Below are 26036 nucleotides of genomic sequence, written 5' to 3' on the forward strand. Positions count from 1 at the left end.
CGGGGCCGCATGGCTTACCAGCCGATGCCCACGCCGACACCCATGCTGCGTTCGCCGCTGTTGGTGAACGCGCCATTGAGGCTGAAGGTGGCCGAGCCCTTCTCGTTGAGCACACGCTGGTAGCCCACTGCCATCGCCGACTCACCCTCGGCGTAGCCCACGCCCGCACCGAGGCGGTTGTAGGTGGCCAGGCCGGCGGTGTTCATCGCCATCGCGGTCTGTGCGCTGCTCATTGCCGCCATGCGGTTGAAACGCTTGTCCATCTTGTCCAGGCGACGCTCGAAGTTGCTGATCGCGCCATCGGTATACTCGTTGGCGCGGGCCAGCATCTTCTCCAGTTCAGCGGTATCGACCTGGGGCTTCGGGGAGTCCTCCTTCTTCGTCTTCGGCTGCGGTGCAGGTTTCTCACCCTCGCCTGCCGACGCCACCTGCTGGCCGCCTTCGGCCTGCGGCACCGGCGCTTCCGGCTCCGGCACCGAAGCAACCGCCATTGCCTGCGGCTGCGGCGCATCGATGCGCTGCTCCAGCCCGTCCATGCGGCCGTTGAGCTGCTGTTGCATCGAGTGCAGCTGGCCGCCATTGACGGCATCACGACTGCCGGCCGCGATCAGGCCGTTGGCCACGTTGGAAATGACCATGCCGTGGGTTCCGGCCAGGGTGAGCTGGTTGAGACCGTCGGCGCGGACGGAGGGCGTGTCCTGGAACACGCTGCGCAGCTGCGACTCGACCTGGTTCACGCGCGAGCGGTTGCTGACCACTGCGCCGTCGAGTGCTTCCAATGCACCATTGAGCGTGGACTGGGACTGGCCCTGCACGGTGAAGCTGGGGCCGACGATGTTGCCGTTGGCATCGACTTCACCGCCGAGCGCGGACAGCGCACCGCGCAACTGGCCGACGGTGGCGGCGTTGTGGTTGGCGGTGCCGTTGGCGATGTTTACGAGGCGGCGATAAGCAGTTGCACTTCCAAATGAAGCTACTCCGGCCTCATTCGCCTGAGAGCCTTCGCCTATCGCCAACGAACTATCCGCTCCTTTATCCACTTTTGCTCCAGCGCCGATAGCAATGCCTCCTCGCGCACCGCCTCCGGCAATGCCCACCTCTGCTCCAGTACCTAGTGCAAATCCACCATCCGAATCCTCGTGCACGACCGAAGCGCGACCAAGCGCTATGGAATTTCTGCCTAGTGCCTTCGCATGGGTCCCCACTGCAGTTCCTCCCTCGTTGCCGGCCTTGGCGAAGTTCCCAACTGCGAGACCAACCGGACCAGCCTGAGCAGGGCCATATCCAGGCGCTGTGCCCACGCTGACATACTGGCTGATGCCTTCCATGGCCAACACACGGCTATTGGTCTCATAGAGCTGGCTACCCCGTACAACATCCGAGCTGTCAGCCGACAACTTCGCCTCGGCCACGCCAGTCAAACGCGCACCACCGAAATCAATCGGACCGCTCGCATCCAATCCACGCATCGTCTGCTGCCCCATCTCCCTCTCCTTGCGCATCGCCTCCAGATCATTCCGATTCTGCGAGATCTTCTGCTCTGCGGCGTACAACTGGCTACCGGTCACAGCATCACGGCTTCCTGGCGCCACTCGTCCGTCAGCCAAGTTGGTCAGCACCATGCCGTTCACGCCACTGAGCGCGATCTGGTTCATGCCATCGGCACGGGCCGACGGCGAGTCCTGGAAGATGGAGCTGAGCTGATCTTCCACCTTGCCCGCTCGACGACCTGCAGAGATGACGGCGCCATCAAGCGCCATCAATGCGTCTTCGACCGAGTTCTGCGTTCCGGCCTGCACCGAGTAGGTTGGGGCGATGATATTTCCGCTGGCGTCCACCCCTGCTCCGCCGCCAAGGGTAGCGAGGGAGTCTTTGAGCTGGGAGACGGTAGTGGCATTGTGATCGACAGTACCTCGAGCAATGTTCACGAGGCGACGCTGCATACCGCTGTTGCCGAAGGATACAACTCCAGCTTCATTTGCCTGTGCGTCTCTTCCAAGTGCCAGCGAACCATGGGCTCCGCTTCCGATCTTTGCACCCGCACCAATAGCGACACCGTCATTTGCTCCGCCACCTGCAGCCCCCACCTCCGCACCAGCCCCCATTGCAAAGCCATTCTCGGAGTCCTCGAAAACGGTAGCTCCTCGTCCAATCGCAGTTGAATTCCTACCCATTGCTCTGGCTCGCGTCCCAACAGCTGTGCCACTTTCAGCACCGGTTTTGGCCGAGTTGCCGATAGCGACCCCTCCCGCTCCAGCTTCAGCAGGTTCACTAATGGGGGCCACGCCGATACTCAGATATTGACTCACGCCTTCTAAAGCTGAGATCCGTGAGTTACTTGAATACAGTTGCTTCCCAGATACAGCCTCAGTACTGCCGGCACTCAGCAAGCCATCCGCCACACCACTGATCTTCCGGTTGGCATTGGCGCTGTTGCGGACGTCCAACGTTGTACCGCTGTTCTTCTCACCCAGACGGACATTGCCGGTTGCAGACACCTGCCCGACAAGGCCGCCCAGCGTCACCACCTGAGTCAGCGCCTTGCTCGCATCAGCTTTGGCCTCTCCCGCAGCGGTCTGTGCCTTGGCAACATTCTCATTGGTCGTGTTCAACTGCCTGCCGGTCACCGCTTCCGTGCTGGAGGTGCTCAGCGTGGCATCGGCCACACCGGTCACCTTGCGGTTGGCATTGGCACTGTTGCGGACATCCAGCGAGGTACCGCTGTTCTTCTCGCCCAAGCGGACACTGCTGGTGGACGAAGTCTGGCCGATCAGGCCGGTCACCGTGGTGACCTGGGCCAGCGCCTTGCTGGCATCAGCCTTGGCCGCATCCGCAGCGGTCTGCGCCTTGGTGACATTACCATTGGTCGTGTTGAGCTGGCGTCGGTTCACAGCGTCGGTGCTGGTCGTCGTCAGCGCGCCATCGGACACGCCGCTCACCTTGCGCGTGGCCAGCACCGCGTTGCGCATGCTGACTTCCGAGCCGGTGTTGCTGTTGGCGATGCGTACGATGCCGCCTGCGGAATCCTGCTTGATCATGCCGTCAACCCGCTCGTTCATGGCATGCAGCTGCTTACCGGTGACCGCATCGGTGCTGGAGGCGGTGACACGACCATCGGCCACGTTCACGATGCGACGGCGCACCGAGGCGCTGCCTACCGACACCGTATTGGCTTCCGTGGCCACCGAGCGGACACCCAGGGCTACGGCGCCCTGTGCGGACGCAGACGCCGCATAGCCCAGCGCAACGCCGTCGATGTACGCGCGCGTATCGCCGCCGATGGCGATGGCACCGGTGTAGCCCAGGCTTCCCGCACGGGCACCGCCACCGATGGCGACACCACCCGTGCCTGCACCGGTCTCAACCTGTGCCCTGCTTCCAAGCGCCACTCCATCCACACCGTTGGACCACGCGTTGGCACCCAGCGCCACTGCGTTCTCCTTCTCCGCGCTGGAGCCGCTGCCAACGGCCACCGCGTTCTGCCGGGTGGCCGCAGCATCGTTGCCCACGGCCGTAGCCCCAAGTGCTCCGGTGTATGCGTTCGCACCCATTGCCAGGGCGTGGCCGCCATTGGCACTGGCGTTGTACCCAAAGGCAACACTATCGACGCCACTGGTCCGCGCCTTGAAGCCAAACGCAGCGCTGTTCTGCTTTTCAATCCGGGTTCCGTGGCCAAACGCGAAGGAGTTGTCTCCATACACCCGTGAGCCTGCTCCCAAGGCGAGAGCGTTGTATGCGGCACCACCAGCGCCTGCCGTGAACATCTTTTCGTCATAGCTGCCAAACAGCGGGGTACACTTTGCTGCCCACCCCTCATGCTCATTGCATCCGAGGTAGTACTGCGTTGCTCCAGCGTTGCTTGACGCAAAGCCGAGCACCAGTAAGGCAAGGATGCACCTCGATTCCGCGATAATGCCTGAGTGCGAGGCCTTTCCACGCCTCATCGCAAATTCACTGGCAACCTCCCAGCAGCCTTTGGCGTGATTCCAGATACGACGATAGATTCGATTCATGTGTTTCTCCTTAACAGGACAAGGAAAGTGAGGCCCCGTTCCGGGCACGGGGCGGGCAAAGTGCGGGCTCAGGTCGCCGTCGGTTCGATCGTCCGCACGTGTTCGCGATAGCCATCGCGGGTGAGCCGGTAACGCAGTTGCAGCGAGTTGCCCGGCTGAAGCTGGAACGGCAGCGTCAGTGCGGCATCGGGATAGAGGCTGTGCGACACGGGGTGTGGCGTGCAGGTGCCCGCGGCCGTGCACTCCTCGGCACCGATGATTCCCACGCGCAGCGTGCCGGTGTTGTGCAGCGTGTTGTCCTGGAGGCGTAGGTCCACCACACCGTCGTCGGGGGTGACGTTGACCAGCGCCCCCCAGACCAGGCTGACGCCGATGTTTGCCTGTGCGCCTTCGCCGTCTTCGAGGGGAGCGTCATCCGGCCCGCGCACGCCTTCGAAGTAGAGGCGGTAGGCCGTTTCCTTCTGGACCTGCTGCAGCGGAATCACCCGGATCAGCCGGTTGCCGCCGCCGGAAAGTGCGAACTTGCCGGGGGTGATGGCAATCGCCGCATCCGAGGCTTCCATCTCCTGTTCTTCTTCGGCAGGCGTGGCAGGATTGACGATGCGCCGCAGGCGGGTCTGCACGTACTGCGGAATGGTCGACTGCGAGTACACGCGGATATGGGTGCCGCGCTTGGCATCCACCGCTGCGCGCATCGGGTGAATGGAAAGGTTGGCGTGTGCCGGCACGGCAAGCAGGGCGCTCACCGGCAGCAGGCAGAACAGCAGCTTCTTCATGGCAGGCTCCTCGGGATCAGGGTTTGGCAGTGGGGACATCGAGCACCACGGTCAGCTCGCCCTCGTACAGGCCGGGGCGCTGGCTGGCGATAGGGGTAGGCGGTGTTTCCAGGGTCAGCGGCGTGGGCACGCAGTACACCGGCTGGCTGATGCCCGGCAGCATCACCAGCCGCAGCTGTGCGCTGTCGATGCCGCGCAGCTGCTGCTTGACGTTGTGCTTCATCGCCAGGCGGTGGCCGCCGTAGTCCAGGTGGACGCGGTAGTCCAGGCGCTGGCTGGCATCGCTGCCGCCATCGCGGTGCCAGAGCGAGAAGTCCGATCCCGCAGGTGGGCGTGGACCGCTGTCGCGAACCGTGACGTCGAGGTATTCGCTCTGCGAACCCAGGCCGTCGTACAGGCACATGTCCAGTTGTTTCCTGCCACCCACCACCTTCTGGATGGGGTCGTAGCGCAGATCGAGATTGACCAGCGGCGCGACGGTGTCGAAGGTCGGGAAGTAGATCGAGATCGCGTCGTAGTCGGTGACGGTGAAATCGAAGTTGAAGGTGGCTGTGGCGACGGGTGCTGCGGCGGGGTCGGCCTTGATGTTCAGGCGCATCGTGGCTTTCCAGTGACCTGCTACGAGGCGCGCCAGTTCTGATGGTGGAAGCGCAAGCCTCGCACCCGTACCGATTGGCTGATCGATACCACAGGTGTAATAGAACGCTTCATAGAGCGCACGCTGACTGCTATCCCAGTAGTCCGGGCTGCAAGTCCAGTCGTTCAGTATTCTCTGAAGGCTTCCGAGCAGCCGAAGCTCTGCCTGCAGGCCGGTCCGGATCTCTACAAGCCGCAAGGCGACTTCGGACGGCCCGCTAACTATCGATGAATCTCCTTCCGTCGGGCACCGACCGAATTCACTATCTGAAGCAGACTCACAAACCACATGGATCTGCCCATACTTCAGCGCCAGGTCGTGACTGAATCCCAGCACCGTCCGCGGCGCCCACAACTCCACATCACCGGGTACCGCCGAGCGATCCCAGCTCATCACGATGTCCCGGCTCTGGTCGGCCGGATGCGTTTCCGGCGGCCACTGCGCCCACGCCCGCGGCATCACCAGCACGAGCGCACACACCAGCATCAACACGAACATCCAACGCCGGTTCATGGCGTACCTCCTGCAGCAGCGGTCCGGGGCGTGGCGGCAATCAACGCGCGTTCCTGCAGCAGCCGGGTCACGCGGGCCTGCTGGCGGATCTCGGCCGGCAGCTGGGCCACGGCCAGCGGCTCGCAGTGCACGGCGCCGACCAGCAGCACCACCTGGCGGCGCTCGCGCACCTGCAGCGGGCAGTGCAGCAGGCGGTCGTCCTGCAACAGGTACAGCGTCGTTTCGCGACGCGGGAAATCGGCGACGAAGCCGCCGTTGGCGCTGGTGCCGGGCACCGGCGCGTTGAGAATGCGGGCGCCGCCCAGCGGCGCACCAGCCAGGTCGCGGGCATGGCCGATGAAGGTGTAGGTCACTTCGATCGGCACCGGCATGCGCATCAGCTTGCCGGGCGTGAGGAACATCGGCCGTGCACCGCCCACGCCGGTCACGCGGATGGCGGCGATGCTGTCCAGCGTGCTGGCGTCCTGCACTTCGGCACGTTGCGATTGATAGGCCGGCAGCGGCAGCAGCCGGCGTTCGCCGATCTGCAGGCGTTGCCTGCGCAGCCCGCCCACCTGCAGTTCGGCGGCCACGCCGCGCAGGTCGGCGTCGTCGGTATCGGCCACCTGCACGGCAAGGCCGGCATCGGCGCCGTTGGCACCGCTCCAGTAGAAGCCGCGACGGCCGAGCGCGAAGCCGGAACTGTGTGCGCCGCTGTAGCCGGTTTCGCTGCGGCCACGCTGCTGGTAGCGCGCCACGCTGGCGCTGGTGTGGCCGACGCCATTCTGCAGCTGGCCACCCAGTGAAGCGCTGTAGCGCTCGTTGTTGTTGGCGCGCAGCTCGCCGGACAGCTCGCGGTACTGTGTATCCAGTTCCTGGCGCAGGCTCTGGCCGACGCTGTAGTCGATCGCCGGGCGCTGATGCTGCGGCTGGCGCACATCCACGGCATAGCGGCGCTGCCCATCACCGGCAGCGCTGCGGTGCCGGCGGCTCAGGCTGAGGTTGACGTAGATGCCACGGTCGCGCTCGGTGCTGCCACGCACGCTGTCGGTGCTGTTCTGCCGCCACACGCCCACGCGCGTGGAGACGCTGAAATCCTGCCAGCGATGGCTGCGGCTGAAGCTGGCCTGCCAGGTGCGGCTGAGCAGCGGCTCGCGGCGCGGTTCCAACGGCCCCGGCGGCAACAGCGGCTCAAGCCCGAACAACGGATCCTGCTCGAACTCTGGCCGGTGCCAGCCGGTGCGCCAGGTCTGGCGCCGGGTGTAGCCCACGTAAACATTGCCGCCCGCCAGCGGCAGCGACATCGAACCACTGAGCGCGTTGGTGCAGCCCAGCTGGTCGCGCGCCTCGGCCTCGAACTGGCAGGCCTTGCCACGCATGCGCTGCTGGTAGAGATTCCACGACGCCGTGCGCCGGTACGACAGCTGGTGCTGCTGCCCGTTGCTGCCGTCGCTGCCGCGCATGCCGCTGAAGGTGGCGCGTACTTCCTGCGTGGCCATCACCCGGCGCAGGTCCAGGCGCAGCTCGCCGTAGCGGTGCCCGCCGAACGTGGCGGCACCGGCGGTCATGGCCGCGTCGCGGCCCAGCGGCACGCGCACGCCGGCCATCGCGATGCGCTCGCCATCGAACGCATCGCTGCGGCGCTCATTGCGGTGGCCACCCTGCACGAACCATTGCCACTGGCTGTTGGTCCAGTCGCCGCCCTTGTCGAAGGGCGCCTCCTCGGTGCGCACCAGCACACCGTCCTCGTAGATGCGCATGCGGACCAGGTAGTTGCCGAACGGGAAATTGCGGGTGTCGATCTGGTTGATGCCGGCCTGCAGGTAGAAGGTCTGCAGCAGGCGCTCGCCATCGAACACGTCCACCCGCGCATCGCGCGCCAGCAGCACGGTCAGTGGGCTGGCCTGCACCGCCGCGTCGGTGTCCACATAGGCCTGGGTGGTACCCAGGCGTGCGCCCTGGAAGCGGTCCAGCGGCAGCATGCTGAAGCTGAAGGTGCCGCCCTGCGGGCTGGACAGGTTGCGGCGGTCCATGCGCCCGGCCTGCAGGTAGTGCGCCGGCCCCAGGTCGTGGCGGTAATAGACGTTGTCGAACTGGAAATCGTCGTCGCTGTGGCTGCGATAGCGCTGCTGGTTGTAGTACCACTCGGCCGACAGGTGGCCGCGTTCGAACAGGCCCAGCGTGCCGACGCCGCGTGCCGACAGCGACTGGTAGTCACGGCCACCACTGAGGTTGAGCGTCTGCTGATGCAGGAACGCGTTCTCGGCATTGGCGGTGACCGTGTGGAAACGCTCGGCGGCAGGCTTGCCGGGAATCCACCGGCGCGCCACGAACAAGCGCACCGCGCCCTCGCCTTCGTCATACAGCGCGCGCACCTCGTCGGGAGCTTCCGGCGGATCGATGTAGCCGCAGCCGGCGCTGGCACCACCGAAGCGGCATGCCAGATGGCTGTTGCGCGGCAGCGGCTGCGACAGCGCAGGCAGCAGGGCGGCCTGCGCCTCGGCAGTCAGGTCCAGTGCCTGCAGCACGCGCGCGGGATCTTCCAGCTGCACGTGCTCCAGGGTCACGCGCACCGGCGACAGCCCGGCCGAGCGGCCGAACAGCTGGATGTCGAGTTGTTCGGTCTGGCCTTCGACCAGATCTTCAAAACCGGGCGGGACGCCGCGCGCGGCCGCCAGCGGAGTGGACAACGCCAGGGCGAGCGCGACCGCCAGCCGGGTGACGGCGGGGGCGTGTAGGGTCATGGGGGCACCGCTGCAAGCGGCCGGCCCGGGATGCGGGCCGGCGCGGGGGATTACGGCGTAGCCGCCTTCTGGTTCAGCACGACGTTGACCAGGCCGCTGTACGCGCCCTTGGTGAGGATCGGCGCCGGCGTGGTCTGTGCGATGGTCAGCGGCATCGAGATCGAGGCGCCCGGGGTCGAGCCCGCACCGTTGAACAGGTCAGTTGCCTTGTACTCGATGGCGGCTGCACCCAGCGCGCGGTTGTTCAGGCTGATGGTCATCGGCACGGTCACGGCGCCGGTCTCGTTGGCCAGGAAGAAGCTGCCATCGATGCGGGCTTCGATGTCCGCGGTTTCATCGTTGGAGTGGATGCGCACGCGCTGCGTGTTCGGAATCAGGCCGCGCAGCGGGTCGTGGGTGAGGGTGACCATGTCCGGCAGCGGCGTGCCGTCGTCGCGCAGCAGCGCCAGGGTCGGGTCGACGTCGGCGTAGACGGAGATCTTGGTTTCCACGGCGTGCGCGGACAGCGAAGCAGTGGCCAGCGCTGCAGCGAGCGCGGCCTTCTTGATAATGGCGTGCATGGGTGTCTCTCTCGGACAGGGGGAATATGAAAGCCCCCCTCCCCTAAGGAGAAAGGGAGGGAGGCGCCGCCCGCAGAGGTGGGTGCGGGCGACGGAGAGAATGTTAGGAATCCATTGCCATGCAGACTATTCAAGCATTCCTAAAACGTGGAACGTTAAGGAGAATTCTTGAAGGTGTTCAATGTTTGAGGGCTATGCAATTCCCCTCACTGCTTGAATGCAATAAACCTCATTGCTTCGCATTTGTAGAGTCGAGCATGGCTCGACTCTACAGACAGCTTTTCCGGTCGTTTTGACGTCATCCACGCATGGCGTGGATCTACTGTGGCGCCGGGCCCATGCGCGGCTGCCGTTCGCTTCAACCTGCGGGCACCACGGTGACGTGATCGACATCGATGTCGGTCGGCTTGAATCGATGCGTGTCGACCTTGCCACGCAGCTCGACCACGGTGTCGGCGCCAATGGCCTGCGGCGGCAGGTCTTCGTCATCGATCTCGACCTCGATCTGGCCGCTGGCATCACGGAACTGGTAGCGTTCGTCCCCGATCTTGGAGATGAGGGTGCCACGCAGCACCACCGGATGGTCATCGCGCTGCGCGCGTGCGTCGGCGACGGTGCTGGCAGCCGTTCCCGCGCCTGGTCCGGTGTACTGCGCAAAGGCCTGCGGGCTCAGCAGGGCAAGCGGCGTGGCGATGAGGGCGATGGCAAGCAGTCGGTTCATGGTGTTCTCCGTGGAGGGATGAGTACCCTCAGGTTCTATCGCCCTCCATGTGATGCCCATGCAATAGATCCGAAAAGATGTGAACGCGACATCCATTGTCAGAATGCATTCAGATCCTGAAGCGAGTCCCTGTGGAACCGCGCCCGGGCGCGGCTGCTGTCCGCGCTGCGCGCGGGAGTCGAGCGTGGCTCGACTCTACAGATATCAGGCCGCCTTTCGGCGGCCCGATAAGACATCGCGTTGGCGCGCGATCAGAAGAAGATCGCGTACAGGATCAGCAGCGGGATCGGCACGCCCAACAGCCAGAGCAGAATCATTTTCATGGCAGGTCTCCTTGCACGGTAGGCGGGTTACAGGTCGCGGCGGCGGCCGCCCCAGGTGGCGCTGAGGCTGGCGAAGAACGCGCCGATCAGCAAGGTGATGAACAGCCACAGCGCGGCATACGCTGCTGCCTTGCGGGCATCGTCGGCCGCCTGCTTGGCGGTGCTCTTCGCCTTCTCCAGCGCTGCACGCATGCGCGTCTGCACATCGATCACACGGGCCTGCGCTTCGGCCTGGCTCATGCCGGTTTCGCGCGCGATCAGCTGCGACAGGTACTGGGTGTCGGCCGGATCCAAGCCATCGCCCTGCAGGCTGTTGACGATGATGCGGTTCACTTCGGCGCGGACTTCGCGGCGGTCGCCCATCGGGCCGTTGCCCTGCATCGGGCGCGGCGGCGGGCCCATGCGCGCGTCGCGTGGGCCGACGCTTGCGGCCGGCGGCGGCGGGGGGGCATTCGGATCCATCGGTGCACCCGGCGGCGGCGCTGCAGGAGCAGACGGCCCTGCGCTGGTGGTGCTGCGGAACAGCGAATCGACCCAGTAGTTGAGGTCGCCTTCCGGAGCCGCGGCGGCAGTGCTGGCGGCGCCCGCAGCGGCAACACCGGCCGTGGATGCGGCAGCGCCTGCGGTGGCGCCCGCCACCTTTGCACCGGCGCCCAGCACGCCACCGATGGCGGAGGTGAGCAGGCCCGCAGTCAGCAGCGTGGCCACCGCCCACGATACGAAGCCGTGTGCGGTGTCGCGGAAATAGGTTTCATCGCCATGGATCTGCGTCCACTTGGTGCGCAGGCGGCCGGCGAGGTAGCCACCCAGGCCCGAGGCGGCCAGTGCGGTGAAGGTGAGCCAGGCGATGCTGGACCAGCCGAAGGTTTCCTTGCTGACGCCTTCGAATGACCACGGCGACACCGAGGAGAGGCCGAGGCCAACGCCCAGGATCAGCAGGATGAGGGAGAGCGCAGCGGCAGCGGCGGCACCGGCGAAGATCGCGCCCCAGGACACGGCGCTTTCGCTGGGAGGGGTAACGATGGGGGCGGTGACGACAGTGGCGACGTCGGGACCAAGCGGGTCGCGCTCGGGTGGGTCGAATCGGGTGCTCATCGGGATGGACGCTCCATTTCAGGTGCTGCGGATGCAGCTGGCGTCCTGAGGCTGCGCGAGCGCTTGTGAAGCTGGTGAGACCCTTGAATCACGCGGTCTTGGCGCGGTGAAGCGCGTGCCAACCAAGGTTGGCACCTACCGAAGGCGGATGCGGTGGTAGATCCACGCCATGCGTGGATGATTTTTCGCGGGCGCCGAAATCGTGCGGACCAACGGTCCGCACCTACCAGGTCCGCGCAAAAAAAACGCCCCGCGGATGCGGGGCGTTCTCGGCACAACCTTCGCGGGCGATCAGCCCTGGTAGTCGCGCACGTCGCTGCCGGTGTAGACCTGGCGCGGACGGCCGATCTTCATTTCCGGGTCGACCTGCTGTTCCAGCCAATGCGACACCCAGCCGGAGGTACGGCCCAGGGCGAACATGACGGTGAACATCTCGGTCGGGATCTGCAGCGCCTTGTAGATGATGCCGCTGTAGAAATCGACGTTCGGGTACAGCTTGCGGGCGACGAAGTACTCGTCCTGCAGCGCGGCCTGCTCCAGCTTCACGGCCACGTCCAGCAGCGGATCCTGCACGCCCAGCTGCTTGAGCACCTTGCTGGTCATCTCGCCGATGACCTTGGCGCGCGGGTCGAAGTTCTTGTAGACGCGGTGGCCGAAGCCCATCAGGCGGAAGCCGGAGGTCTTGTCCTTGGCCTTGACCACGGCAGACTCGACGTTGTCGGCAGTGCCGATTTCTTCCAGCATCTTCAGCACGGCTTCGTTGGCACCGCCGTGGGCCGGACCCCACAGCGCGGTGACGCCCGCAGCGACCGACGCGTACGGGTTGGCACCGGTCGAACCGACCAGGCGCACGGTCGAGGTCGAGGCGTTCTGCTCGTGGTCGGCGTGCAGGATGAACAGCAGGTCCAGCGCCTTGACCACGTCCGGGTTCAGATCGTACTGGCCGTCAGCCGACTCGAAGGTCTGCTTCAGGAAACGGCTGACGTAGTCCAGCGAGGTGTCCGGCTTGTTGGCCGGCAGGCCCTTGCCGTGGCGGTAGATCAGCGCCGACAGGGTCGGCACCTTGGCGATCAGGCGCACGGCGGCCTGGCGGCGCTGTTCGGCGTCGGACAGGTCCAGCGAGTCGTGATAGATGGCCGACAGCTGCGCGATCGCAGCGGCCAGGATGGCCATCGGGTGGGCATCCTTGGCGAAGCTGCCGATCAGGGTGTTGATCGACTCATCGACGTTGGCTTCGGCGGTCAGCTCATCGGTGAAGGCCTTCAGCTGCTCGGCGCTCGGGCGCTCGCCGTTGATCAGCAGGTAGGCCACTTCGACGTAGCTCGACTTTTCCGACAGCTGTTCGATCGGGTAGCCGCGGTACAGCAGCACGCCCTTGTCGCCGTCGATGTAGGTGATGGCGGACTTGCAGCTGGCCGTCGCGGTGAAGCCGGAATCGTAGGTGAAATACCCCGTTTCCTTGGTCAGCTTCGCGATGTCGACGCAGTCGTTGCCAAGGGTGGGTTTGATGACGGGCAGAACGACCGACTTGTCGCCGGCGTTGAGCGTGACCTGATCAAGATCGGACACTGTGTGCGCTCCTTCATGGGAAGGCGCCTGCCCAAGCGCATTGGTCAGGCACGTGAATGACGTCCTCGGCCTGTGCCGGGGATCAGGTCATTATCGCACAGCAGCATTTGCCCGGCGCTAGACAGAAGTCGTATACGACAGGCAGCCAGACGCCGGCCGTTGAGCGGCCCGGATCGGCAAAAGCGTTGTCACGCGAACGCAGTGTTCCGTCCATCCAAACGCCCGTTGGGTTGGCGTTGGGGAAAAACAAACGGCCGCGCAGAGCGCGGCCGTTGGTTCGAAGCTGGATCGACAGATCAGCGCGCGTAGCGCTTCTGGAACTTGTCGATACGGCCCGAGGTGTCGATGACCTTGTGCTTGCCCGTGTAGAACGGGTGCGAAGCCGAGGAAATTTCAACCTTGACCAGCGGGTATTCGTTGCCGTCTTCCCACTGGATGGTTTCCTTCGTCGCCATGGTCGAGCGGGTCAGGATCTTGAAATCGGAGGTGACGTCATGGAAGACGACGTCGCGGTAGTTCGGATGGATATCGGCCTTCATGGGCTCACACCGTAAATGGGCTGGTGGTCAAGAGCGGCATTATAAGCACCGGTTGCCGCCCGGGGCAACCGGTGCCGGGTAATGGACGTCAGTCCGCGCCCAGGGCCTGGCGCACCAGGGCCTCGAAACGCTGCTGGTCGTAGGCCATCAGCAGATCGCAGTTGTCCGGCTGGCCGGTCTGGCGGTTCCAGTCGACGATGGTGGCGCCGCGACTGAACGTGCCGTTCAGCTCCACGTTCAGCGGGCGCGACTCGACCCGCAGCTGCCCTTCGGGGTTCAGCGCCCAGGCCATGGCCACCGCATCGGCGGTGTACCAGCGGCCGCCCTTGCTGTCTTCGGACAGGCCCCGGGTCTTGCGCGAGATCAACTCGTAGAAGCGGGCGCGATCGGAATCGGCCTGCAGCCACTTCTCGGCGTCCTGCAGCGGCAGGCCATGGGCGACGGTGGCCTCCCAGTCCGACACCAGCAGGTGCTTGAACGAGGTGAACACCACGTGCGCCGCTTCCGGGTCGAACGCAATGTTGAATTCGGCCGCCGGGGTGATGTTGCCGTGGCAGGTGACCGCGCCGCCCATCACCACGATGCGCTTGATGCGCTCGGGCAGGGTCGGGTCCAGCTTCAGTGCCAGGGCAAGGTTGGTCAGCGGGCCCAGCATCACCAGCATCAGTTCGCCGGCGTGCTCGTGCGACAGGCGCAGGATGGCCAGTGCGGCGTGCTCGGCTTCGGCCTGGCGGCTGGGCGGCGGCAGGTCCACGTCGCCGTAGCCGTCACGGCCATGCACGTGGGCAGCGTCGACGGAGGGATGCAGCAGCGGATCCGGGCTGCCGGCAAACACCGGCACGTCGGCGCGGCCGACGATGTCGCAGAGCTTGAGGGCGTTGCGAACGGTGTACTCGAGGCCGACATTGCCGGCGGCGATGGTCAGGGCGACCACGTCGTGCCGTTCATCGGCGAAGGCCATCAGCAGGGCCAGGGCGTCGTCCACACCGGGGTCGGTGTCGATCAACAGCGGGATCTTGTGGGTCATCGTTGCCGTCTTCAGATCGGCAACGAAGTGTGGACCGGGATGATGACCGTTGCAAGTACGGGGTGTTGGGGTTCTGGCAGGGCTGCGCCCTGCACCCGCCGAAGCGGTAGTGCCGGCCGCTGGCCGGCAACTTCAACAGCAACGTCAAAAGCGGGTTTCCCGCGGATGGCGGGGAAGAGCTCTCTGTAGAGTCGGGCCATGCTCAACTCCCGCGCGCAGCGCCCACAGCAGCCGAGCGTGGGCTCGGCTCTACAGTGGATCCACGCCGTGCGTGGATGTGCGTCCCCGAAATGGGGTTAGAGCCCTTTGCTGTGCAAAGGGATCCGCCCCCCGGCACTTACGCCGAGGCGTAACGCACGGCGGTGCCGATCCAGCGCTGCACCACACGATCAGCCAGCGCGGGTTGCTGGTCCAGCAGGCGCTCCGCCAGGTCATGCACGCCGGGCAGCAGGCCGGCGTCGCGGGCCAGATCCGCGATGCGGAAGCCGGCCAGGCCGGTCTGCCGCGTACCCAGCAGTTCGCCGGGGCCACGCAGCTCCAGATCTTTTTCGGCGATGACGAAACCATCGTTGGTTTCGCGCATGGTCTGCAGGCGCTCGCGTGCCATCTGCGAGAGCGGTGCCTGGTACAACAGCACGCAGCGCGACACCGCCGAACCGCGGCCAACACGGCCGCGCAGCTGGTGCAGCTGGGCCAGGCCGAGGCGTTCGGCGTTCTCGATCACCATCAACGAGGCGTTCGGTACGTCCACGCCCACTTCGATCACGGTGGTGGCCACCAGCAGGTCGATGTCGCCCGCCTTGAACGCCACCATCGTCGCCAGCTTTTCGGCGGCTTTCAGGCGGCCATGCACCAGCCCGACGCGTACGCCGGGCAGCAGTGCCTGCAGTGATTCGTAAGTGGCCTGCGCGGGGGTTGCATCCAGCTCTTCGCTTTCCTCGATGAGCGTGCACACCCAATACACCTGCCGCCCTTCCTGGCAGGCCAGCGCAATGCGCTCGATCAGCTCCGGGCGACGGTCATTGTTCAGTGCGACGGTCTGCACCGGCGTGCGGCCCGGTGGCAGTTCGTCGATGGCCGAGACATCCAGGTCCGCGTATTCGGACATCGCCAGCGTGCGCGGAATCGGTGTTGCGGTCATCACCAGCTGGTGCGGCACGCTGTTGCCTCCCGCGCCCTTGTCACGCAGCGCCAGTCGCTGATGCACGCCGAAGCGATGCTGCTCGTCGACGATGGCCAGTGCCAGATCCTGGAACACCACGGCCTCCTGCATCAGTGCGTGGGTGCCGACCACCACCTGCGCTTCACCGCTGGCGACCTGCTCCATCACCTTGGCGCGCGCCTTGCCGGTGACCTTGCCGGCCAGCCAGGCGATGCGCACACCGAGCGGTTCCAGCCAGCCGCGCAGGTTGTTGAGATGCTGTTCGGCCAGCAGCTCGGTGGGCGCAGCCAATGCAACCTGCTTGCCCTGCTCCACCGCCAGCATCGCCGCCAGCGCGGCGACCACGGTCTTGCCGGAGCCGACATCGCCCTGCACCAGCCGCAGCATCGGGCTGGGGCGCGCGAGGTCCTCGCGGATCTGCTTGAACACCCGCGCCTGCGCGCCGGTCAGCGCGAACGGCAATTGCTTCAGCAGCGCCTTGGCCAGCTTGCCGGGGCCGGCCAGCGGCGGTGCATGGTGCGCCTGCAGCGCGATACGCTGGCGACGCAGGCTGAGGTGGTGGGCCAGCAGCTCTTCCATTGCCAGGCGACGCTGCGCTGGATGAGTGCCGGCCGCCAGCGCGGCCAGGTCGGCATCGGGCGGCGGCCGGTGCACGGTCAGCAGCGCGCTGCGCAGCGACGGCAGGCCGAGGCCATCGAGCCAGCCGCTGGGCAGCAGTTCCAGCGTGCTTTCCTCCGGCAGGCGGTCCAGCGCCTGGCCGATCAGCTTGCGCATCGTCATCGGGCCCACGCCTTCGACGGAGGGATACACCGGGTCGAGGCGGTCGCCGAGTTCGGGATCGTCGTTGCGGCCCAGCACCTGGTAGCTGGGATGGACGATTTCCAGGCCGAGGTGGCCCGGCTTGGGCGTGCCGAAGCAGCGCAGCCGGTTGCCGACCGCGAACTGGCCGACCTGCTGCTGGCGGAAATGGAAGAAGCGCAGCACCAGGGTGCCCTGCCCTTCGTCTTCCACCGCTACTTTCAGCATCGGCCGGTAGCGCATGCCGCGCTCGACCGCGACCACCCGCCCTTCCACCTGCGCCGGCACGCCGTTGCGCAGGTCTTCGATGCGGGTCAGCCGGGTCCGGTCTTCATAGCGCAGCGGCAGATGAAGCCAGAGATCCTGCAGGGTGGCCAGGCCACGCGCCTGCAGTTTGGCGGCCACGGCCGGACCGACGCCCGCGAGCATCGCCAGGGATGCTTCGCCGGACGGTGACAGGACCGGGGTGACCGCCGCCTTGCGTGCCACGTGGCGGTCAGTCGATGACCATCACCGCGTCGACCTCGAAGTTGGCGCCCTTCGGCAGGCCGGAGACTTCGATGGTGGAACGGGCCGGGTACGGGGCCTGGAAGTAGTCCTGCATGACCGCGTTGACCTTGGCGAACTCGCCCAGGTCGGTCAGGTACAGGCCCAGGCGCACGACCTTGTCCAGCGAGCCGCCGGCGGCTTCGGCCACGGCCTTGAGGTTGTCGAAGGCGCGGCGGGCCTGTGCTTCGACGTCACCGGCGCCGACGATGTCGCCGGTGGCCGGGTCGAGCGGGATCTGGCCGGAGAAGTACACGGTGTTGCCGGCGCGCACGGCCTGCGAGTACGGGCCGATGGCAGCGGGGGCCTTTTCGGTGTTGATGATCTGGCGGGACATGGGTCGCTCCGGTGCTTGGGGGAAAACAGAGCGGTGATTGTACCGGGTGGGGGTGCATCCACGCATGGCGTGGATCTACCGCGCCGCTCCGGTAGTGCCGGCCGCTGGCCGGCAACCTCATGAACGTCGGAAGCACCGCGAAATTGCCGGCCAGCGGCCGGCACTACCGGGTTCGCGTTACTGGCGGCGTACCGACTGCACGACCGACAGACGGCGCAGACGGCGCATCACTTCGGCCAGATGGTTGCGGTCGCGTACCTGGATGTTGAACGCCAGCACGGCGGCGTTGAAGTCGCGGTCCAGGTAGTCCACGCGCTCGATGTTGGAATGGCTCTGCGCGATGGCAGCAGCCAGCTGCGCCAGCACACCGGTGCCGTTCTCTACTTCCACCACCAGCGAAGTGTCGTAGTCGCCGGAAACGGTGGTGTCCCAGCCGATCGGCACCCAGCGCTCGGGCGACTTGCGCAGCTCGGCCAGGTTCGGGCAGTCCATGCGGTGCACCACGATGCCCTTGCCGGCGGTGTGGTAGCCCATGATCTCGTCGCCGGGAATCGGCTGGCAGCAGCCGGCGAAGGTGACCACGCCGCGCTCGCTGCCGTTGATCAGGATCTTTTCCTGCGAGTGGTGGCGCGAATGCGGGCCGCCACGCAGTTCGGCGTAGGCCATCAGCGCCTGCGCGGCCTGGGTCGGCATCCAGTTGCCCAGTGCGACCTCGGCCAGCAGCGCCTCCAGGCGTGGGAAACGATGCTCGGCCAGGAACGCATCCAGGCGCCCCTTCGGCAACCGTTCCAGCGACGAATCCATCGCCTCCAGCGCACGGTCGAGCATGCGGTGGCCGAGCTGCACGGCGTCCTCGTGCTCCAGCTGCTTGAGCTGGTGGCGGATGGCAGTGCGCGCCTTGCTGGTGACCACGAATTCCAGCCACTGCGGTTTCGGCGTGGCCGAGCGTGCGGTGATGATCTCCACCGACTGCCCCGACACCAGCTTGGTGCGCAGCGGCACCAGTTTCTTGTCCACGCGGGAGGCCACCGCCATGTTGCCGACGTCGGTATGCACGGCGTAGGCGAAATCGAGCGCGGTGGAATTGCGCGGCAGGGCCAGGATCTTGCCCTTCGGCGTGAACAGGTAGACCTCGTCCGGGAACAGGTCGACCTTGACGTTGTCGAGGAACTCCAGCGAGGACCCGGCGGCACGCTGCGAGTCGATCAGCTCGACGATCCACGCGTGGGCACGGCTCTGTGCGCTGTTGGGCGAATCGCCGCCGAACTTGTAGGTCCAGTGCGCGGCCACGCCGCGTTCGGCGATCAGGTCCATTTCCTCGGTGCGGATCTGCACTTCGATCGGCGAGCCATACGGCCCGAACAGCACGGTGTGCAGCGACTGGTACCCGTTGGCCTTGGGAATGGCGATGAAATCGCGGAAGCGGCCATCCAGCGGCTTGAAGGTGGCATGCACCGAACCCAGCGCGTGGTAGCAGCTGGGCACGCTGCGCACCACCAGGCGGAAGCCGAACACGTCCATCACCTGGTCGAACGATTTGTTCTCGTCGCGCATCTTGTTGTAGATGCTCCACGGCGTCTTGATGCGGCTGACCAGGCGATGCTCGATGCCTTCCTTCGCCAGCCGCTGCGACAGCTGCACCTCCACCTGTGCCAGCGCCTCACGGCGCACCACCGGCTGGCTGCGGATGTGCTTTTCCAGGATCGCGTGGCGCCACGGATACAGCGCCTTGAAGCCCAGGTTCTGCAGTTCGCTCTTGACCAGGCTCATGCCCAGGCGCTGGGCGATGGGCGCGTAGATCTCCAGCGTCTCGCGGGCGATGCGGCCGCGCGCTTCGCGGCTCTGCGCGCCCAGCGTGCGCATGTTGTGCAGGCGATCGGCCAGCTTGATCATGATCACGCGCAGGTCGCGCGACATTGCCAGCAGCATCTTGCGGAAGCTCTCGGCGGCCGCTTCCTGGCGGTCGCGGAACTTCAGCTTGTCCAGCTTGGTCACGCCGTCGACCAGCTCGGCCACGGCTTCGCCGAACTCGGCGGCCAGCGCCTCACGGGTCAGCGGTGTGTCTTCGATGGTGTCGTGCAGGATCGCCGCGATCAACGCTTCCACGTCCAGGCCAAGCTCGGCCAGCACCTGGGCCACGGCCACCGGATGGGTGATATAGGGCTCGCCCGACTTGCGCGTCTGCCCGGCGTGCGCGGCGGCTCCGACTTCCCAGGCGCGGCGCAGCAGCGGCAGCTGTTCCGGCGGCAGGTAATGGGCGGCGCGTTCAAGCTGGAGGACGTAGTCGGGTACGGCGGCAGCGGGGGCTGCGGCGACCTTGGCAGTGGGGCCTGGGTTCATGCCCGAAGCCTATTCCAGCGCGACGTTTACGGCAAATCCTGAATGCGAAACAGCCCGCACGGGGCGGGCTGTTCGGCGATCCAGCAACGACGTTGATCGATGCGATCAATCGTCGTTCTTGGACATGTCTTCGTCGGCGACCACTTCGGCGGCGGCCCACTCCAGCGCTTCGCGCTCGGCGCGCTCACGCTCGGCCTTCTCGACTTCGTCGATCAGCGCGTTGTCGATCTTGCGGGCGGCGATTTCGCGCAGCGCCAGCACGGTCGGCTTGTCTTCGGTCTCGCTGTTGTCCAGCGTGGCCTGCACGCCGTTGGCGAGCTGGCGGGCACGCTTGGATGCCATCATGACCAGTTCGAAACGGTTGTTAACGACTTCCAGGCAATCTTCTACGGTGATGCGGGCCATACGGGCTCCCGGCGACCGGTCGGCCGCTCAGTCGAATGAGGGAAAGGGGACGGAGTGTACTGGCAGGAGCTGGACAAAATCAAGCCAACCCCCACCCGATTCTTTTGGAATCAGTCAGTTGCACCCGGATCGGGGGTCAGCAACGCCTGGATCAGGCTGGCGTGGCGGACCTTCTGGGCCTCCCGTCGCAGGCGGCTGGCGGTGAAGATGGCGCACAGCTCGTCCACGGCAGTGTCGAACACCTCGTTGACGATGACGTAGTCGAACTCGTTGAAGTGCAGCATCTCGTCCCGGGCCGCGCCCAGGCGCTGGGCGATGACGGCTTCGCTGTCCTGGCCGCGCTTGCGCATGCGGTCCTGCAGGGCCTGCTTGGACGGCGGCAGGATGAACACGGTGACCGTGCCCGGCACCAGCTGGCGCACCTGCTGCGCGCCCTGCCAGTCGATCTCCAGCAGCACGTCCTGGCCGGCGGCCAGCTGCGGCTCCACCGACTGCCGGGCCGTGCCCTTCCAGTCGCCGTGCACCCAGGCGTGCTCGAAGAAGTCGCCGGCGGCGATCATCTGCTCGAACTTCTCGGCACTGACGAAGTGGTAGTGCTGGCCATTCACTTCACCGGGGCGCATTGCGCGCGAGGTGAAGGAAATCGACAGGGCGATCTGCGGGTCACGCGCCAGGGTGGCATTGACGATGCTGCTCTTGCCGGCGCCAGACGGGGCGGCCACGATGTACAGCGTGCCGCGCGCAACGGTGTCCGACGGCTTCGACGGGGCGCTCATGCGGGGGATCCAACGGTTTGATTTCGCAAACTTTTTTCCTCGGTGTTCCAGGTCCGGCGCGGCGGATCGCGCCAGGACGGCGGGGGCTGCGCGGAACATCCTGGAACCAGGCCCGGCAGACGCTTCCCCGGGGTGGGGCACGCAACTTTACCAGAGGCGCCCGTTTGCGCGCCTGCCCGGCAGGCGCCGGGCCTTGTGCCACATGGGTATGCGGGAGCCTGTGCTATAACCGGGCCGTACCCAACGACAGCCCGGAGGCCCGTGCCTCCCCGCCATCCCAGGAGAACGGCATGCCATCGATGAGCCGCCGCCAGTTCCTGAAAGTGACCGGGACAACCCTGGTCGGCTCCAGCCTGGCATTGATGGGCTTCGCGCCCGGCATCGCGCTCGCGGAGGTCAGGCAGTACAAGCTGACCCGCGCGACCGAGACCCGCAACACCTGTACCTACTGTTCGGTGGCCTGCGGCATCCTGATGTACAGCCTCGGCGATGGCGCCAAGAACGCCGAGCCGAGCATCTTCCATATCGAAGGCGACCCGGACCATCCGGTGAACCGCGGCACGCTGTGCCCGAAGGGGGCCGGCCTGGCCGACATCATCCACAGCAAGTCGCGGCTGCTCTACCCCGAGTACCGCGCGCCGGGCTCGAACGAGTGGAAGCGGCTGAGCTGGGACGATGCGCTGGACCGTATCGCGCGGCTGATGAAGGAAGACCGCGACGCCAACTTCGTGCAGAAGAACGAGGCCGGGCAGACGGTCAACCGCTGGCTGACCACCGGCATGCTGGCGGCCTCGGCCACCAGCAATGAAACCGCGGTGCCGACCCACAAAGTCGTCCGCTCCCTTGGCATGTTGGCATTCGACAACCAGGCACGTGTCTGACACGGCCCGACGGTGGCAGGTCTTGCCCCGACGCTAGGCCGTGGTGCGATGACGAATCACTGGGTCGACATCAAGAATGCCGACCTGATCCTGATCATGGGTGGCAATGCCGCCGAGGCACACCCGTGCGGGTTCAAATGGGTGACCGAGGCCAAGGCGCACAACAAGGCCCGGCTGATCGTGGTCGATCCGCGCTTCAACCGCTCGGCCGCGGTGGCCGACGTGTACGCGCCGATCCGCACCGGTACCGATATCGTGTTCCTGGGGGGCCTGATCAACTACCTGTTGACCGAGGACCGCATCCAGCACGAGTACGTGCTGAACTACACCGACATGTCGTTCCTGGTGAAGGACGAGTTCGCCTTCAAGGACGGCCTGTATTCGGGCTACAACGAAGAGAAGCGCAGCTACGACCGCTCCAGCTGGGACTACGCCTACGGTGACGATGGCTTCGTGCGCAGCGACCCGACGCTGAAGGACCCGCGTTGCGTCTACAACCTGCTCAAGCAGCACTACGCGCGCTACACCGTGGAGATGGTCGAACGCATCTGCGGCACGCCGGCCGACAGCATCCGCCAGATCTGGGACATGATCGCGTCCACCGCCGTCAAGGACAAGGCGATGACCATCCTGTACGCGCTGGGCTGGACGCAGCACTCGATCGGCGCACAGAACGTGCGTGCCGGCACCATGGTGCAGCTGCTGCTGGGCAACATCGGCGTGGCCGGTGGTGGCATGAACGCGCTGCGCGGGCACTCCAACATCCAGGGCCTGACCGACATCGGCCTGATGTCCGACCTGCTGCCCGGCTACCTGACGCTGCCGAAACAGGACGAACAGGACTACGACGCCTACATCGCCAAGCGCACGCAGAAGCCGCTGCGCGCCAACCAGATGTCGTTCTGGCAGAACTACCCGAAGTTCCACGTCAGCCTGATGAAGTCGTGGTGGGGCGACGCCGCCACCGCCGACAACAACTGGTGCTTTGATTACCTGCCCAAGCTGGACAAGCCGTACGACATGCTGCAGGCGTACGAGCTGATGAACGAGGGCAAGATCCATGGCTACATCTGCCAGGGCTTCAACCCCCTGGCCTCGGCGCCGAACAAGGGCAAGCTGATCAGTGCGTTCTCCAAGCTGAAGTTCATGGTCAGCATGGACCCGCTGGAAACCGAGACCATCGCCTTCTGGCAGAACCACGGCGCACTGAACGACGTCGACCCGAGCACGATCCAGACCGAAGTGTTCCGCCTGCCCACCACTTCCTTCGCCGAGGAGAACGGCGCGGTGGTGAATTCCTCGCGCTGGCTGCAGTGGCACTGGAAGGGGGCCAACCCACCGGGCGAAGCACGCAGTGACATCGAGATCATGTCCGAGCTGTTCCATCGCATCAAAGCGTTGTACGAGAAGGACGGCGGTGCGTGGTGGGAGCCGGTGCGCGACCTGGCCTGGAACTACGCCAACCCTGAGGTACCCACGCCCGAAGAACTGGCGATGGAATACAACGGCAAGGCGCTGGCCGACGTGTTCGATCCGAAGGACCCGACCAGGCTGGTGCGCAAGGCCGGCGAGCAGCTGGCCGCATTCGGCGACCTGCGCGACGACGGCAGCACCGCCTGCGGCTGCTGGATCTACATCGGTGCCTGGGGCCCGACCGGCAACATGATGGCGCGGCGTGACAACAGCGACCCCACCGGCATCGGCAACACGCTGGGCTGGGCCTGGGCGTGGCCGGCCAACCGCCGCGTGATGTACAACCGCGCCTCGTGCGACGTGGCCGGCCAACCGTTCGATCCGCGCCGCACGCTGCTGGCCTGGAACGGGAAGAACTGGGGCAACGTGGACGTGCCGGACTTCAAGGCCGACGAAGATCCTGCCGGTGGCATGGGCCCGTTCATCATGAACCCGGAAGGCATCGCCCGCTTCTTCGCCAAGGCCGGCATGGCCGAAGGCCCGTTCCCGGAGCACTACGAACCGTTCGATACCCCGCTGCGCAGCAACCCGCTCAGCCCCGGCCAGGCACTGACGCTGAACAACCCGGCAGCGCGCGTATTCGCCAGCGATCGTGCACAGATCGGTTCGCCGGACGAGTTCCCGCATGTGGCCACCACCTACCGCCTGACCGAGCATTTCCACTTCTGGACCAAGCACGGCAAGCTCAACGCCATCATCCAGCCCGAGCAGTTCGTCGAGATCGGCGCGGCGTTGGCCGACGAGCTGGGCATCAACAACGGCAGCCGCGTGCGGGTCAGTTCCAAGCGCGGCCACATCGAAGCGGTCGCCATGGTGACCAAGCGCATCAAGGCCCTGCAGATCGATGGCCGGACCGTGCACCAGGTGGGCGTGCCGATCCACTGGGGTTTCCTCGGTGCGGCCAAGCCCGGCTACATCGCCAATACGCTGACCAACGCCATCGGTGACGGCAACTCGCAGACGCCCGAATCGAAGTGCATCCTGGTCAAGGTCGAGAAGGTGTAGGAGACACGCCATGTCACTGCAATCGCTGGACATCATCCGCCGCTCGGCCACCACCACGCCCTCGCCGGAGGCGCGTGGTGCGCACACCGGCCAGGTCGCCAAGCTGATCGATGTGAGCAAGTGCATCGGCTGCAAGGCCTGCCAGGTCGCCTGCATGGAGTGGAACGATCTGCGCGACGAGGTCGGTAGCTGCGTTGGCAGCTACGACAACCCACCCGACCTGAGCGAACAGTCGTGGACGGTGATGAAATTCCGCGAGTACGAGGACGAGAAGGGCAAGCTGGAGTGGCTGATCCGCAAGGAAGGCTGCATGCACTGCAGCGATCCGGGCTGCCTGAAGGCCTGCCCGTCGCCCGGTGCCATCATCCAGTACGCCAACGGCATCGTCGACTTCCAGGAAGAGAACTGCATCGGCTGCGGCTACTGCGTGACCGGTTGTCCGTTCGACGTGCCGCGCATCTCCAAGAAGGACCACAAGGCCTACAAGTGCACGCTGTGTTCGGACCGGGTGGCGGTGGGCCAGGAACCGGCCTGCGTGAAGACCTGCCCGACCGGCGCGATCACCTTCGGCAGCAAGCAGGCGATGACCGAGCACGCGGCCGGACGCGTGGAAGACCTGAAATCGCGCGGCTACGAGAATGCTGGCCTGTACGATCCGCAGGGCGTCGGCGGCACCCACGTGATGTACGTGCTGCAGCATGTGGACAAGCCCGAGCTGTACGCCGATCTGCCCAAGGACCCACGCATCAGCCCGATGGTGGAGGTCTGGAAGGGCGTGGCCAAGCCGCTGGGCGTGCTGGCGATCGCCGCCACCGCCTTCGCCGGCTTCCTGCATTACATCGGCATCGGCCGCAATACGGTCAATGACGAGGAAGAAGAGGAAGCCGAGCACGAGGCGAAGAAGATCGAAGAGGAGCAGCGGCCATGAAGTACGCCCCGCACCCGCGCCAGATCATCCGCTACCGCGCGCCGACCCGCATCAACCACTGGATCGTGGCGATCTGCTTCGTGCTGACCGCCTTGTCAGGGTTGGCCCTGTTCCACCCTGCCCTGTTTCCGCTGACCCAGCTGTTCGGCGGTGGACCGTGGACGCGCATCCTGCATCCGTTCATCGGCTTGGCCATGGTGGTGGGCTTTGCAATGCTGGCGTTCCGCATGTGGCGCGACAATCTGCCGACCGCTGACGATCGCGCGTGGATGCGCGGCATGCGCGATGTGCTGCGCAACGAAGATGAGAAGCTGCCGCCGGTGGGCCGTTTCAATGCGGGCCAGAAGCTGCTGTTCTGGGCCATCATCGGCTGCCTGTCGGCGCTGCTGCTGACCGGCTTCGTGATCTGGCGGCAGTATTTCAGCCACTTCTTCCCGATCGGGGTGATCCGCTTCTCGGTGCTGGCCCATGCGCTGTTCGGCTGGGTGCTGATCTGCGCGATCGTGGTGCACATCTATGCGGCGATCTGGATCAAGGGGTCGGTGCGGGCGATGACCCAGGGCAAGGTGACCTATGGGTGGGCGTACAAGCATCACCGGCAGTGGTTCCGGGACATCCTGCGCGGACGTCGGGAAGAGGGGTAGCGGCAGGGCCTGCGGCCCTGCACCCACTTCAAGCCAAGGCAACAGCAACAGCGGCTATCCGTGGGATGGCGGGGTGGATCCGGTTGCGGGGGACGCTGCAAGTACCCCTCCGGGGCCCGGCCCAGCCGCTGGCGGCTGTGCGTTCGGGCGCTTGCGAAGCAGTGCTTCGCAAGCAAAGCGCCCTCACCCATGTAAGCTCGGTCGCCGCTTGCTCGTGTGCGCTGTCCTGCGCACACGGCAAGACC

The 26036-nt window shown here is 65.8% G+C and carries 18 protein-coding genes; 3 read left to right on the plus strand and 15 right to left on the minus strand.

The window, feature by feature from the left end:
• Positions 1 to 14: 14 nt before the first annotated feature.
• The 15 genes from AC5P65_RS19810 to gmk form a co-directional block, all read right to left on the minus strand.
• Complete coding sequence (locus AC5P65_RS19810; RefSeq protein WP_495215808.1) at positions 15 to 4013, minus strand: ESPR-type extended signal peptide-containing protein; 3999 nt, start codon at positions 4011 to 4013, stop codon at positions 15 to 17.
• 68 nt (positions 4014 to 4081) lie between these two features.
• On the minus strand, positions 4082 to 4789 hold the full coding sequence (locus AC5P65_RS19815) for a pilus assembly protein (RefSeq protein ID WP_111098864.1): 708 nt from the start codon (positions 4787 to 4789) through the stop codon (positions 4082 to 4084).
• 16 nt (positions 4790 to 4805) lie between these two features.
• Positions 4806 to 5939 carry a CblD like pilus biogenesis initiator family protein gene (locus AC5P65_RS19820; protein WP_111098863.1) on the minus strand — a complete coding sequence of 378 codons (1134 nt, stop codon included), beginning with the start codon at positions 5937 to 5939 and terminating at the stop codon, positions 4806 to 4808.
• On the minus strand, positions 5936 to 8662 hold the full coding sequence (locus AC5P65_RS19825) for a TcfC E-set like domain-containing protein (protein WP_111098862.1): 2727 nt from the start codon (positions 8660 to 8662) through the stop codon (positions 5936 to 5938). Before AC5P65_RS19825 ends, AC5P65_RS19820 begins: the two co-directional genes overlap by 4 nt.
• 50 nt (positions 8663 to 8712) lie before the next feature.
• Complete coding sequence (locus tag AC5P65_RS19830; RefSeq protein ID WP_021203706.1) at positions 8713 to 9222, minus strand: CS1 type fimbrial major subunit; 510 nt, start codon at positions 9220 to 9222, stop codon at positions 8713 to 8715.
• Between the two features lie 358 nt (positions 9223 to 9580).
• Complete coding sequence (locus tag AC5P65_RS19835; RefSeq protein WP_021203707.1) at positions 9581 to 9943, minus strand: NirD/YgiW/YdeI family stress tolerance protein; 363 nt, start codon at positions 9941 to 9943, stop codon at positions 9581 to 9583.
• A gap of 350 nt (positions 9944 to 10293) precedes the next feature.
• Positions 10294 to 11361 carry a hypothetical protein gene (locus tag AC5P65_RS19840; RefSeq protein ID WP_111098861.1) on the minus strand — a complete coding sequence of 356 codons (1068 nt, stop codon included), beginning with the start codon at positions 11359 to 11361 and terminating at the stop codon, positions 10294 to 10296.
• Positions 11362 to 11652: 291 nt separating this feature from the next.
• A complete protein-coding gene (locus AC5P65_RS19845; RefSeq protein ID WP_049453347.1) occupies positions 11653 to 12930 on the minus strand; it encodes a citrate synthase in 1278 nt (425 codons plus the stop codon).
• A gap of 296 nt (positions 12931 to 13226) precedes the next feature.
• Positions 13227 to 13469, minus strand: a complete 243-nt coding sequence (locus AC5P65_RS19850; protein WP_005410871.1) for a type B 50S ribosomal protein L31 — start codon at positions 13467 to 13469, stop codon at positions 13227 to 13229.
• Between the two features lie 88 nt (positions 13470 to 13557).
• Positions 13558 to 14496 carry a nucleoside hydrolase gene (locus tag AC5P65_RS19855; protein WP_021203710.1) on the minus strand — a complete coding sequence of 313 codons (939 nt, stop codon included), beginning with the start codon at positions 14494 to 14496 and terminating at the stop codon, positions 13558 to 13560.
• Between the two features lie 337 nt (positions 14497 to 14833).
• The gene (recG, locus tag AC5P65_RS19860; protein WP_111098860.1) at positions 14834 to 16945 is read right to left on the minus strand and encodes an ATP-dependent DNA helicase RecG; all 2112 of its coding nucleotides are present in this window, start codon (positions 16943 to 16945) and stop codon (positions 14834 to 14836) included.
• A gap of 7 nt (positions 16946 to 16952) precedes the next feature.
• Positions 16953 to 17339 (minus strand): RidA family protein, encoded by a 387-nt coding sequence (locus AC5P65_RS19865; RefSeq protein WP_005410875.1) that lies wholly within the window; start codon positions 17337 to 17339, stop codon positions 16953 to 16955.
• Positions 17340 to 17516: 177 nt separating this feature from the next.
• Positions 17517 to 19679, minus strand: a complete 2163-nt coding sequence (locus AC5P65_RS19870; protein ID WP_010484045.1) for a RelA/SpoT family protein — start codon at positions 19677 to 19679, stop codon at positions 17517 to 17519.
• 105 nt (positions 19680 to 19784) lie between these two features.
• A complete protein-coding gene (gene rpoZ, locus AC5P65_RS19875) occupies positions 19785 to 20084 on the minus strand; it encodes a DNA-directed RNA polymerase subunit omega (protein WP_005410877.1) in 300 nt (99 codons plus the stop codon).
• A 110-nt stretch (positions 20085 to 20194) separates the two neighbouring features.
• On the minus strand, positions 20195 to 20860 hold the full coding sequence (gene gmk, locus AC5P65_RS19880; protein ID WP_019661981.1) for a guanylate kinase: 666 nt from the start codon (positions 20858 to 20860) through the stop codon (positions 20195 to 20197).
• Positions 20861 to 21150: 290 nt separating this feature from the next.
• Here gmk and fdnG point away from each other — a divergent pair, with 290 nt between their 5' ends.
• Genes fdnG through AC5P65_RS19895 form a run of 3 tightly spaced genes read left to right on the plus strand, consistent with a single transcriptional unit; the run spans position 21151 to position 25791 of the window.
• Entirely contained in the window at positions 21151 to 24219 is a 3069-nt protein-coding gene (gene fdnG, locus AC5P65_RS19885) for a formate dehydrogenase-N subunit alpha (RefSeq protein ID WP_495215810.1), read from the plus strand.
• Positions 24220 to 24229: 10 nt separating this feature from the next.
• Positions 24230 to 25147 (plus strand): formate dehydrogenase subunit beta, encoded by a 918-nt coding sequence (gene fdxH, locus AC5P65_RS19890; RefSeq protein ID WP_012481154.1) that lies wholly within the window; start codon positions 24230 to 24232, stop codon positions 25145 to 25147.
• Positions 25144 to 25791, plus strand: a complete 648-nt coding sequence (locus AC5P65_RS19895) for a formate dehydrogenase subunit gamma (RefSeq protein WP_021203714.1) — start codon at positions 25144 to 25146, stop codon at positions 25789 to 25791. The genes fdxH and AC5P65_RS19895 overlap by 4 nt, the downstream gene beginning before the upstream one ends.
• The last annotated feature ends 245 nt before the right edge of the window (positions 25792 to 26036 follow it).

It is taken from the genome of Stenotrophomonas sp. YJH_SMC_48-3 (assembly GCF_059369375.1).

What these genes read in the sequence shown, in the direction of transcription:
- AC5P65_RS19855 (WP_021203710.1), bottom strand. Translation starts at nt 14,496, where the DNA reads ATGACCCACAAGATCCCGCTGTTGATCGACACCGACCCCGGTGTGGAC.
- AC5P65_RS19815 (WP_111098864.1), bottom strand. Translation starts at nt 4,789, where the DNA reads ATGAAGAAGCTGCTGTTCTGCCTGCTGCCGGTGAGCGCCCTGCTTGCC.
- AC5P65_RS19865 (WP_005410875.1), bottom strand. Translation starts at nt 17,339, where the DNA reads ATGTCCCGCCAGATCATCAACACCGAAAAGGCCCCCGCTGCCATCGGC.
- gmk (WP_019661981.1), bottom strand. Translation starts at nt 20,860, where the DNA reads ATGAGCGCCCCGTCGAAGCCGTCGGACACCGTTGCGCGCGGCACGCTG.
- AC5P65_RS19825 (WP_111098862.1), bottom strand. Translation starts at nt 8,662, where the DNA reads ATGACCCTACACGCCCCCGCCGTCACCCGGCTGGCGGTCGCGCTCGCC.
- rpoZ (WP_005410877.1), bottom strand. Translation starts at nt 20,084, where the DNA reads ATGGCCCGCATCACCGTAGAAGATTGCCTGGAAGTCGTTAACAACCGT.
- AC5P65_RS19835 (WP_021203707.1), bottom strand. Translation starts at nt 9,943, where the DNA reads ATGAACCGACTGCTTGCCATCGCCCTCATCGCCACGCCGCTTGCCCTG.
- AC5P65_RS19820 (WP_111098863.1), bottom strand. Translation starts at nt 5,939, where the DNA reads ATGAACCGGCGTTGGATGTTCGTGTTGATGCTGGTGTGTGCGCTCGTG.
- AC5P65_RS19895 (WP_021203714.1), top strand. Translation starts at nt 25,144, where the DNA reads ATGAAGTACGCCCCGCACCCGCGCCAGATCATCCGCTACCGCGCGCCG.
- AC5P65_RS19870 (WP_010484045.1), bottom strand. Translation starts at nt 19,679, where the DNA reads ATGAACCCAGGCCCCACTGCCAAGGTCGCCGCAGCCCCCGCTGCCGCC.
- AC5P65_RS19810 (WP_495215808.1), bottom strand. Translation starts at nt 4,013, where the DNA reads ATGAATCGAATCTATCGTCGTATCTGGAATCACGCCAAAGGCTGCTGG.
- AC5P65_RS19850 (WP_005410871.1), bottom strand. Translation starts at nt 13,469, where the DNA reads ATGAAGGCCGATATCCATCCGAACTACCGCGACGTCGTCTTCCATGAC.
- fdxH (WP_012481154.1), top strand. Translation starts at nt 24,230, where the DNA reads ATGTCACTGCAATCGCTGGACATCATCCGCCGCTCGGCCACCACCACG.
- AC5P65_RS19840 (WP_111098861.1), bottom strand. Translation starts at nt 11,361, where the DNA reads ATGAGCACCCGATTCGACCCACCCGAGCGCGACCCGCTTGGTCCCGAC.
- AC5P65_RS19830 (WP_021203706.1), bottom strand. Translation starts at nt 9,222, where the DNA reads ATGCACGCCATTATCAAGAAGGCCGCGCTCGCTGCAGCGCTGGCCACT.